At 68.4% G+C, this 10,383-nt stretch carries 9 protein-coding genes; 4 read left to right on the forward strand and 5 right to left on the reverse strand.

Translation table 11 applies throughout. The annotated features are described in order from the left end of the window. Positions 1-111: 111 nt before the first annotated feature. Complete coding sequence (locus L3V18_RS05605; protein WP_237053648.1) at positions 112-336, forward strand: DUF6289 family protein; 225 nt, start codon at positions 112-114, stop codon at positions 334-336. A 75-nt stretch (positions 337-411) separates the two neighbouring features. On the opposite strand, the gene L3V18_RS05610 is transcribed toward L3V18_RS05605, so the two are convergent. Both L3V18_RS05610 and serA read right to left on the reverse strand, forming a co-directional pair. After that, a complete protein-coding gene (locus tag L3V18_RS05610) occupies positions 412-1,059 on the reverse strand; it encodes a histidine phosphatase family protein (RefSeq protein WP_237053649.1) in 648 nt (215 codons plus the stop codon). Positions 1,060-1,075: 16 nt separating this feature from the next. Then, on the reverse strand, positions 1,076-2,641 hold the full coding sequence (gene serA, locus L3V18_RS05615) for a phosphoglycerate dehydrogenase (RefSeq protein WP_237053650.1): 1,566 nt from the start codon (positions 2,639-2,641) through the stop codon (positions 1,076-1,078). A 297-nt stretch (positions 2,642-2,938) separates the two neighbouring features. Between serA and L3V18_RS05620 the strand changes: the two genes are divergently transcribed. Next, a complete protein-coding gene (locus L3V18_RS05620; protein ID WP_237053651.1) occupies positions 2,939-3,352 on the forward strand; it encodes a DUF3224 domain-containing protein in 414 nt (137 codons plus the stop codon). A 233-nt stretch (positions 3,353-3,585) separates the two neighbouring features. Next, the gene (locus L3V18_RS19405; protein WP_425493464.1) at positions 3,586-4,146 is read left to right on the forward strand and encodes a DUF6289 family protein; all 561 of its coding nucleotides are present in this window, start codon (positions 3,586-3,588) and stop codon (positions 4,144-4,146) included. Here the strand turns inward: L3V18_RS19405 and L3V18_RS05625 are convergent. The 3 genes from L3V18_RS05625 to L3V18_RS05635 form a co-directional block, all read right to left on the reverse strand. Beyond that, positions 4,068-6,158, reverse strand: coding sequence for a S46 family peptidase (locus L3V18_RS05625; protein WP_237053718.1), 2,091 nt, complete (start codon positions 6,156-6,158; stop codon positions 4,068-4,070). The two genes, L3V18_RS19405 and L3V18_RS05625, sit on opposite strands and share 79 nt — an antisense overlap. A 156-nt stretch (positions 6,159-6,314) precedes the next feature. Then, a complete protein-coding gene (locus L3V18_RS05630) occupies positions 6,315-6,707 on the reverse strand; it encodes a MerC domain-containing protein (protein ID WP_237053652.1) in 393 nt (130 codons plus the stop codon). A gap of 134 nt (positions 6,708-6,841) precedes the next feature. Continuing rightward, entirely contained in the window at positions 6,842-9,007 is a 2,166-nt protein-coding gene (locus L3V18_RS05635) for a S46 family peptidase (protein ID WP_425493472.1), read from the reverse strand. Positions 9,008-9,202: 195 nt separating this feature from the next. On the opposite strand from L3V18_RS05635, the gene tdh reads away from it, so the two are divergent. Further along, positions 9,203-10,240 carry an L-threonine 3-dehydrogenase gene (gene tdh / locus L3V18_RS05640; RefSeq protein WP_237053654.1) on the forward strand — a complete coding sequence of 346 codons (1,038 nt, stop codon included), beginning with the start codon at positions 9,203-9,205 and terminating at the stop codon, positions 10,238-10,240. Positions 10,241-10,383 lie beyond the last annotated feature (143 nt).

Below are 10,383 nucleotides of genomic sequence, written 5' to 3' on the forward strand. Positions count from 1 at the left end.
ACTCACCTCGTCTTTACGCATGTCCCGGCCTCCGCGCCAAGAATCGGCCGGTCGGTTCGCCGACATCCCAACGAAGACCGCATACAGACACCAAGGAGAAGCAGGATGCGCATGCAACCGCGTAGCAAGTGGATCATCGGCCTGGGCCTGGCCGCCGCCATCGTCGCAGGCGTCGCCATCGCCAAGCCGCGCAATGGCGAGCTGGGCGTCTATCTGGACGACAACGGCAACGTCGTCGGCACCTACCAGGTCAGCTGCGACGGCGTCTTCAGCTACACCGGCACCCGCACCTCCCACCCGGTCGCCAACGGCCAGCTGTTCTGCAATTTGCCCTGAGCCGGACCGCCGTGAACCGGACGGCCGCCATGGGCTTCATGGCGGCCGTTTCGCATCGGGAACGGTGAACCGCTCTTACAGCGCCCGGTGCACCGCTTCGCCGAACAGCGCGGTGTGGTGGCCGCAGTCGTTGAGGCGGACCACGTCGAGGGTCTCGACCCGGTCGCCCTCGAGCAGGTTCAGCGTGGTCGGCGCCTGCCGGAACGTCCACAGCCGGCGGAACGGAATCCCGAGCAGATGACAGAGAATCACCCGGTTGACCGCGTCGTGGGCGACCACCAGCAGGGTCTCGTCGCTGGCGAGTCCCTCGCCGGCGCGCTGCAGCGCCGGCCAGGCACGGTCGAACACCTGCTGCAGCGATTCGCCGCCCTCGCCCGGCATCAGCACGGTCTCCGGCGCCTCGCGCCAGGCGCGCAGGCGCTCGGGATCCCGCTCGCGGATCTCGCTGGCGAGCAGGCCCTCCCATTCGCCGTGGCCGATCTCCATCAATCCCGCATCGGTGGCCAGCAGGCCGGCGCGATCACCGAGCGCGAGTTCGGCGGTGGTGCGGGCGCGCGACAACGGCGACGCCACCGCGCGGGCGATCGGCACCGCGTGCAGGCGTTCGCCCAGCGCACGCGCCTGTGCTTCACCGATCGGCGACAGCGGAATGTCTTCCTGGCCCTGGTAGCGGCCCTCGGCGTTCCACGGCGTCTCGCCGTGGCGGGCTAACAGTACTCGCATCGATCGGCTCCCGTGCTCAGACCTGGTGGAGGGACAGGACGCCGGGAACCGCGCGCAACTCCGCCAGCTCGGCGTCGGTGACCGCGCGGTCGACGGTGATCGCCGCACGCGCCTGGCCGTCGCCGGCCGCACCGAGCGCGAAGTTGACGATGTTGACGCCGGCCGCGCCCAGCTTCGAGCCGACCGTGCCGATCATGCCGGGACGGTCCTCGTTGCGCATCAGCAGAACCGGCGCGAGCGGGTCGAATTCGATCTCGACCCCGTCCAGGCGCACGACCCGGGGCCCCCGGTGCAGGGTCGCCTCGACCTCGCGGGCGCGCTCGCCGTTCTCGATCCGCACCCGCAGCAGGCGGTCGAAGCCGTCGCCGTCGCCGCCGACAGTCTCGGCCACCGTCAGGCCACGCGCCGCGGCTTCGTGCAGTGCGTTGACCGGGGTGACCCTGCCCGACGCGGTGCCCATCAGCGCCGCCACCAGCAAACGGGTCAGCGGTCGCGTATCCAGGCCTTCGGTGCGACCGGCGTAGGTCACGTGCAGCCGGGTCGGTGCCGGCACCAGGCGTGCGGCGAGACGGCCCAGCGCGGACATCAGCGGCATCCACGGCCCGACCTCGCGCGCGGCCTCGGCGGTCAGCGGCGGCAGGTTGACGCAGCCGGCGACCGCGCCGGTGGCGGTGAAGTCGATGATCTGGCGCGCCAGGATCGTGCTGACCGCCTGTTGCGCCTCGCTGGTCGACGCGCCCAGGTGCGGTGTCAGGATCAGCCGCGGGTGGCCGCGCAACGGCGAATCGGCCTGCAGCGGTTCGGTGGCGAAGGTGTCCAGCGCGGCGCCGGCCAGATGGCCCTCGTCGAGCAACCGGATCAGCGCGGCCTCGTCGACCAGGCCGCCGCGGGCGGCATTGATCAGGTAGGCGCCCCTCTTCATCGCACGCATCCGCGCTTCCGACAGCAGGTTGGTGGTCTCCTTGGTGCGCGGGATGTGCAGGGTGACGATGTCGGCCCACGCCAGCAGCTCGTCCAGCCCCTTCAACGGCACGCTGCCCTTGGCGGCGGCACCGGCGGGCAGGAACGGGTCGTGCGCGGCGACCTCCATGCCGATGCCGGCGGCCTTGCGCGCGACGGTTCCGCCGATCCGGCCCAGGCCGATCACGCCCAGCTTCTTGCCCTCCAGCTCAAAGCCGGTGAGGCCGGCCTTCGGCCACTCGCCAGCCTTCATTCCGGCGTCGGCGCGCGGAATGTGGCGGGCCAGCGCGAACAGCAGCGAGATCGCATGCTCGGCGGCCGCCAGGGTGTTGCCGTCGGGCGCGTTCATCACCGCGATGCCACGTGCGGTGGCGGCGTCGACGTCGATGGTGTCGACACCGGCGCCGGCGCGGCCGATCACCTTCAGCTTCTCCGCCTTCGCCAGTGCCGCGACCGGAATCTTGGTCGCCGAGCGGACCAGTACCGCATCGAAACCGGCCAGTTTGTCGGCCAGGGCTTCGGGATCCTTGATCGGTTCGGGGGCGATTTCGACCTCCCATCCCGCATCGCGGAACAGGTTGAGGCCGTCTTCGTGGATGCCATCGCAGGCCAGGACTTTCATTGCATGCTCCAGTGGGTGGAAGGACCCGCGGAACGCATGCAGCCGGCACGCTCGATGGAAGAGACCGCCCGGTCGGGGAGCGGCTGGACCTGTGGCAGGGCCTGCAGGTCGGTCGATACGGCCGAGGCTCGGAGCCTGGACGTACCTTCGGTCGGGAAACGGGGCCGGCTGGCATGGGAATCCGCGATGCCGACGAGGCTAGCAGATTGGTGCTGCGACGCAACAGTTGCGTTGGAAACCGCCGCCGGCCGGGCGAAGATGCCATCCCCAACTGGACAACCGATCGGAGCGCATGGCGTGAACAGGCAGATCAAGGGCGAATTCGAGGTCAGCGCGACACCGCAGGGCATGCTCGAACTCGGCGGCGACATCGCGGTGCGCCATGTGCGCTTCGACAAGCGTTTCCATGGCCCGCTGGACGCGACCGGCGTGGTCCAGATGCTCGCCGTCGGCACTGCGGTCGAAGGTTCGGCCGCCTATGTCGCGATCGAGCGGATCGAAGGCTCGCTCGAAGGCCGCCCGGGCAGCTTCGTAACCCAGCACAGCGGCACGATGGACCGCGGCGCGCCAACCCTGACGCTGACCGTGGTACCCGATTCCGGCGACGGCCAACTGGCCGGCCTGCGCGGCCGCATCGCGATCGACATCGTCGACGGCAGGCATTTCTACACGTTCGACTACTCGCTGCCGGCGTCCTCGGACGCTTCGTGAATGCGGTAGTGCCGCCACGCCAGCGACATGACCCGGGCCATCGCACGGCTCCTTCGCCCTGAAGCCACGATCAAAGGCTTCCGCCTTCGGCGGGTTCCTTTTGTCTCGGCAAAAGGAACCAAAACCGTCCGCTCCTGACGCCCGCCGGGACGGCTGCGTCGCTCCGACAGCCTGTGTCGACTGTAGACCCGGAGGGCGGCGCGCATGGATACGCGCCGTTTTTCGACCGAGCCATGGATGGCGAATCGAAAAATCCCGGAGCTTTATCCGTTTGCGATGGAGGTGTGTCGGGGAAGGCCCTTGATTCTTGCCTTGAGGCGACGTCCAACACCGATGGTTGGCGGTCGAACACTTCCGCTTCCAGCGCATGGCGCCTTTCTTGGCGAGAATCACCGGGGAGCATCCGCGCCCCTTTCCAAGCGCCCGGCCACACGCCCGCTACCGAACGCACGGTTCGAACGAACGGTATTGGCAACGGTCACAGAACCGGGCCCGGGCAGTTCTACTATTACTTCGACGACGCAGGGCAGTTGGTCGGCTACAGCACGATCCGCTGCGACGGCAACCGCGAGAGCTGGGGCAAGGCCACGCGCAACTACTCCGACGGATACTTCATCTGCGACCCCGGGGTCCGATCCCGGGGCGAACGGATTTCCGCTGCCGCGAACGGGCCGGCAGTGCCGGCCCGTTCGCGTATCCGGCGACATGAGGAGCTTCAGTCCTTCTCCGGCACGCCCAGCTCAGCCAGCACCTGCGGTGCCGGGAACACCTCCTGCATGATCCAGCGCATGTAACGCTGATCGACGCCGATCACCCGCGTCATCGCCGGATCGAACACCCAGTTCGAGCTGACGCTTTCCCAGTTCATGTCGAACACCAGTCCGACCAAGCGGCCATGCGCGTCCATCGCCGGCGAACCGGAATTGCCGCCGGTGATGTCGAGATCGGCCATGAAGTTGACCGGCACGGTGCCCAGCTCCCGGTCGGTCAGGCCGCCGTAATTCTTGGCCGCGACCGCATCGAGCAGCGCCTGCGGCGCGTCGAACGGCGCCTCGCCGGTGGCCTTGGCAGCGACCTCCTCCAGCCGGGTGAACGGCGCCTGCACGCTGCCGTCGGCCTTGGTATAGCTCATCACGTTGCCGAAGGTGATCCGCAGCGAGGAATTGGCGTCCGGATAGACGAATCCACCCTTGCTCTTCCTGTAGTCGGCAACCGCCTGCAGGTACAGCGGGCGTGCCAGCAGCGCGTCACCGGCTCGTGCCTTGCCCTCCTCCTCCAGCGCGAGCAGGGTCGGCATGATCGCGACCGCGAACCGGATCGCCGGATCGCGGCTCTTCTCGAACGCGGCACGGTCGGACTTCATCAGGTTGAGGCGGATCTCGGTGACGCCCAGGTCGGTCCTGGCCAGCGTGTCGAGTGCCTTGTCGATGGCCGCCTGATCGTTGCCGCCGAGCCACTCGTCGACCACCGCCACGCGTTGCGTCTGCGGCAGCTTCAGGTACTCGCGCAGCCAGTAGGCCTGCAGCTCGCGGTCCATCTTCGGGTCGTAGCGGCGCTCCATCTGCTGCAAACCGCCCTCGAACGCCGGCAGGTCGCGCTCCTGGTAGCCAGGCTCGCGCTCGGCATCGGGCTTCGCGCGCTCGATCGACAGACGGTAGAGCTGGACCGCGGCGCCGATCGCGCCGGTATGGCGCAGCTGGCCGAACACCAGGTCGCGCTCGCGATGGGCACGCGCCTGCTCGTCGAGCTCCACCAGTCGCGCGTGGGCCTCCAGTGCCGCCCTGCCCGCCTCGCCCCGTCCGCGCAGCCACTCCAGCACCGCCGTTTCCTCGGCATGCTTGGTCGCGGTGGCATCGATGCGGCGGAAGCCTTCAAGCTGGCCATCGTAGTTCTTCATCGCGTTCTGCCAGCCGCGCACGGTGCTGGCGTACTTCACCGCGATTTCCGGGTCCTGCTTGCCGGCGGCCTCGACCAGCGCGACCAGGTTCCGGTAGTGCCGGCCGACGGTCGGATAGGTCCAGTTTGCGGTTTCGTCGAACTCCTCGGCGAGCGCATAACGTGCGGTACGCCCCGGGTAACCGGCCACCATCACGAAGTCGCCGGCCTCGAGCGGGCGATCGGCGATCTTCAGCCAGTGCTTCGGCTGGTATGGAACATTGTCCTCGGCGTAGGCGGCGGGCTTGCCGTCCTTGCCGACGTAGGCGCGGTAGAACGAAAAGTCGCCGGTGTGGCGCGGCCACATCCAGTTGTCGACCTCGCCCCCATAGTTGCCGACACTGCCCGGCGGCGCGTAGACCAGGCGCACGTCGCGGATCTCGAGGTTGCGGAACAGGCGATACGTGTTGCCGCCGGCGAAGCTGTAGAGACGGCAGCGGTAGCCGTCCTCGGCCTCGCAGTCGGCGACCAGCTGCTTCTCGACGGTTTCCAGCGCGCGGGTACGGCCGAGCGCGTCCGGAGCGGCTTCGATCGCGGTTTTCACCTGCGCGGTGACATCACGGATCGAATCCAGCGCATAGATCCGCGCGTTCGGCCCGGCGGAGACTTCCTCGCCGCGCGTCGCCGCATTGAAACCGTCCTGCATCAGGTTGCTTTCCGGCGTCGAGTTGAGCTGGATCGCCCCATACGCGCAGTGATGGTTGGTCACCACCAGGCCCTGCGGGGACACGAAACTCGCGGTGCAGCCACCCAGCGACACCACCGCGCCCATCGGGTCGCCGGTCAGGTCGGCCAGCTGCTCGGGGTCGAGCTTCAGTCCTGCCTTGCGCAGCGGCTTGGCGATCTCCGGCAACTGCTGCGGCACCCACATGCCTTCGCCCGCACGGGCCTCTCCGGCGGCTGCGCAGGCAACGAACAGTGTCGCGGCCATCGCTAGAGTCGAATAACGCATCTGATGCATCTCCCTACGAAGTCGATCGGCGAGTCTAGCTCGGTGATGGTCGATCCGGGCGCGGGCCCGGCTCTTTCAGGCGCCGGCATCGATGTCGATCCGATGACGCCGGCACCAGTTCCAGAGGTGCGCGCTTGCCAGCGACATGCTGCCGGCCACGGTGAAGGACGTCTCCCGGTTCTCGTCGGTCCAGCCGAGTGCGCCGGCCAGCAATGCGGCCAGCCCGGCCATCGCCAATCCCCACAACGCCCATGGCAACGGCCGCAACCGGTGCGACCGCCAGAATCCGGCGGCGGCAAGCGGGGCCGCGAGCACGACGAGCAGCAGATGCACCCACGCCGCCTTGGACCAGATCGCGAGCATCGGCAAAAAGGCCGCCAGCACCGGCAACGCGATGCAATGCAGCAGGCACAGCCCCGACAGGCCGATCGCCGAAGCATCGAGCAGGTAGAGCCCGGCAGACTTCATCGCGCACCATCCGCTTTGGAATTGTTACATTATAACAATTCGGAAACGGACCCGACGTGCCGATGCTGGCGCGTTTCCCGCCCGCACCACCGGGCGCTGGCCATCGCCCGGCAGGCCGGGAGATGGCCGCGCGCCTATTCGGCCGGCAGCCGCATCTCCTCCAGCAGGTGGGGGGCCGGATAGACCTTGGACATCAGCCAGCGCAGGTAGCGCATGTCGACGTGGATCGCGCGCTTGTAGCGCGGGTCGTACATCCAGCTTGCGCTGACGGCCTCCCAGTTGCTGTCGAAGTTCAGGCCGATCAGCCTTCCCTCGGCGTCCAGCACCGGCGAACCGGAGTTGCCGCCGGTGGTGTCCAGGTTGGTCATGAAGTTGACGGTCTGGGTGTCCAGGCTCGGCTCGGCGGTGCTGCCGAAATCGCCCCGGGCGATCGCCTCGAGCAGCGGCCGCGGCGCGTCGAACGGCTCCTCGCCGGTGTGTTTCTCGACGATGCCCTGCACCGTGGTCAACGGCCGATAGCGAACGCCGTCGCGTGGATCGAGCGTGCTGATCCGGCCGTAGCTGACCCGCAGCGTCGAATTCGCATCCGGGTACACCGCCTGGCCATTGGCTTCGCGGAAGCCGGTCAAGGCACGCATGTAGGCCGGACGCAGGCGCAGCAGCTCGCCCTCGTGGGTCTTGAACGCGTCCTCCAGGCGCAGCAGTGCCGGCATCAGCCGCGCGGCGGCCCGCAGCAATGGATCCTGCGATGCGGCCAGTGCATCGCGATCGGCCTGCATCGCCGCGACACGGACCTCCTCGTCGCCCAACGCGGTGCCGGCATACAGCGCGCCGACCGATGCACGCACCTGCTCCGGGGAGGTGCCGAACACCGCGTCGAACTCGGGCAGGTGCTGGTCGGCCGGCAACGTCAGATACTGCAGGACGAGATCGGTCAGCAGCGCCTGCTCGACCGACGGCGCGTACCGGCGCTGCACCTGGCGCAACTGGCCCTCGATCAACGCCTCATCGCGCTGCTGATAGCCGGACTCGCGTTCGGCGCCGGGCTTGTCCCGCTCGAGCGCGAGCCGTTGCACCGTCACCGCCGCACGCAGCAGCTGCGTCTGGCGCAGGATCTGCGCCACCAGCTGATCGCGGTCGCGGGTCGCGGCGACCTCGTCGAGCACCGCCTGTGCCGCGGCGATGTCGGCGCGGATGGCATCGGCGTCCGCCCGGCCGTCGAGCCAGGCCAGCATCGCCGTCTCGTCGGCACGGCGGACGGAGACCGCATCGCTGCGCCGCAGGCCGTCGAGCTCGCCTTGCGCGCGCTTGAGGCCGTTGAGCAGACCGCGCAGCTGCGAGGCGTAGCGCACCCGCGCCTCGGCGTCGCTGGCGCCCGCGCGTTCGATCACCTCGATCATCCGCCGGTACAGCGCGATGCGCGACGGCAGCTGCCATTCGACCTGACCTGCGAATTCCGACGCCATCCTGTGCCGGAAGGTGATCCCCGGGTAGCCGGCCAGCATCGCGTAGTCGCCCTGCTTCACGTTGCGGGTCGACATCTGCAGATGCGCCGGCGGCTTGAACGGCACGTTGCCGGGCGAATGATCGGCCGGGCGGCCGTCCGGGCCGACGTAGGCGCGCAACAGGGTGAAGTCGCCGCTGTGGCGCGGCCACATGAAATTGTCGACCTCCCCGCCATAGTTGCCGATGCTGCCCGGCGGCGCGTAGACCAGACGGATGTCGCGCAGTTCGAGCTGTCGGACGAGGTAGAAATCGCTGCCGTAGTACATGTTGGCGATGCTGCAGCGCTGCGCCGGCGCCTGCTCGCACTCGGCCACCGCCGTCTTGCCGGCGGCGTCGACGGCATCGAAGTAGGCGCGCCCGCGCTTGCCGCCAGCGGCAGCGAGGACCCTGTCGGTGATGCGCTCGAAACCGGTCGTCACCAGCACCCGGTAGTCGGGATTGGCGGGCAGCTCGGCAGCGCGATCGGCGGCGACGAAGCCGTCCGCGATCAGATCGCGCCCGGACGTGCTGTTGTATTGAATGACTCCGAATGCGACATGATGATTGGTCAGCACCAGACCGTCCGCGGACACGAACGCGCCGCTGCCGCCTCCAACCTTGACTACGGCGTTCATCGGCGGCTGCGCCAGCTCGCTCAGCGCTTCGGGCCGGCCTTCGAAGCCGGCCGCTTTCATCTGCCCGGCGATATCGGGCAGCTGCGACGGCATCCACATGCCCTCGTCCGCGCAAGCGGGCGTCGCGCCGGCGGCGATCAGGGCATATGCGAGGGCGGGCAGCAGCAGACGGTGGCGCATGGTCGGTCCGTTCATCCGGCGGGAAGTCCGGGACGATAGGCGAACTCCGCAACCGGCGGCAAACCGGTACTTCCCAATGGCCACGAACGGCAAGACGCCCGCCACGGCGCGGCTGCATGGCCGGCACTCCCCCGCAGGAGCGGCGCGGGGCCGGGCGTATAATTGCCGCCCTCTCCCACCGCCCCGGCGACACCCATGACGCAAACGATGAAGGCACTGGTCAAACGCGAAGCCGGCAAAGGCATCTGGCTGGAAGAGGTGCCGGTACCGTCGCCGGGCCCGAACGAGGTCCTGGTCAAACTGGAGAAGACCGCGATCTGCGGCACCGACCTGCACATCTACCTGTGGGACGAGTGGAGCCAGCGCACGATCAAGCCGGGACTGGTGATCGGCCACGAGTTCGTCGGCCGCGTCGTCGAGATCGGACCGGGCGTGACCGGCTACCGGATCGGCCAGCGTGTCTCCGCCGAGGGCCACATCGTCTGCGGCCACTGCCGCAACTGCCGCGCCGGCCGCCAGCACCTGTGCCCGAACACGATCGGCATCGGCGTGAACCGCAATGGCGCGTTCGCCGAGTACATCGTGATGCCGGCCAGCAACCTGTGGCCGATCCCGGACCAGATCCCCAGCGAACTGGCCGCGTTCTTCGATCCGTACGGCAACGCCGCCCATTGCGCGCTGGAATTCGACGTCGTCGGCGAGGACGTGCTGATCACCGGCGCAGGGCCGATCGGCATCATCGCCGCCGGCATCTGCAAGTACATCGGCGCACGCAACGTGGTGGTCACCGACGTCAACGACTACCGGCTCAAGCTCGCCGCCGACATGGGGGCGACCCGCGTCGTCAACGTCGCCAACACCTCGCTGAAGGAGGTGATGGCCGACCTGCACATGGAGGGCTTCGACGTCGGCCTGGAGATGAGCGGCAACCCGCGCGCGTTCAACGACATGCTCGACTGCATGTACCACGGCGGCAAGATCGCGATGCTTGGCATCATGCCCAAGGGCGCCGGCGCCGACTGGGACAAGATCATCTTCAAGGGCCTCACCATCCACGGCATCTACGGCCGCAAGATGTACGAGACCTGGTACAAGATGACGCAGCTCGTGCTGTCGGGCTTCCCGCTCGGCAAGGTGCTGACCCACCAGTTGCCGATCGACGAGTTCCAGCAAGGCTTCGACCTGATGGAATCGGGCAAGGCCGGCAAGGTGGTGCTGAGCTGGGTGAGCTGACGCGCCAGCGGATTGCCCGGCAACCGCCGCATCGGCCGGCGGCCCAATCCTGCCTGCAAGCCCCCCGTAGGAGCGGCGTGAGCCGCGATGACGCTTTCCCGTGAAAGTCCGATCGCGGCTCACGCCGCTCCTACGGCCCCATC

Origin of the sequence: Marilutibacter chinensis (genome assembly GCF_021725675.1) — a bacterium.
GTDB classification, from domain to species: domain Bacteria; phylum Pseudomonadota; class Gammaproteobacteria; order Xanthomonadales; family Xanthomonadaceae; genus Marilutibacter; species Marilutibacter chinensis.

Coding starts and splice junctions, on each gene's coding strand:
- L3V18_RS05610 (WP_237053649.1), bottom strand. CDS start 1,059: ATGCGAGTACTGTTAGCCCGCCACGGCGAGACGCCGTGGAACGCCGAG.
- L3V18_RS05605 (WP_237053648.1), top strand. CDS start 112: ATGCAACCGCGTAGCAAGTGGATCATCGGCCTGGGCCTGGCCGCCGCC.
- serA (WP_237053650.1), bottom strand. CDS start 2,641: ATGAAAGTCCTGGCCTGCGATGGCATCCACGAAGACGGCCTCAACCTG.
- L3V18_RS05635 (WP_425493472.1), bottom strand. CDS start 9,007: ATGCGCCACCGTCTGCTGCTGCCCGCCCTCGCATATGCCCTGATCGCC.
- tdh (WP_237053654.1), top strand. CDS start 9,203: ATGACGCAAACGATGAAGGCACTGGTCAAACGCGAAGCCGGCAAAGGC.
- L3V18_RS19405 (WP_425493464.1), top strand. CDS start 3,586: ATGGATGGCGAATCGAAAAATCCCGGAGCTTTATCCGTTTGCGATGGA.
- L3V18_RS05625 (WP_237053718.1), bottom strand. CDS start 6,158: ATGTGGGTGCCGCAGCAGTTGCCGGAGATCGCCAAGCCGCTGCGCAAG.
- L3V18_RS05630 (WP_237053652.1), bottom strand. CDS start 6,707: ATGAAGTCTGCCGGGCTCTACCTGCTCGATGCTTCGGCGATCGGCCTG.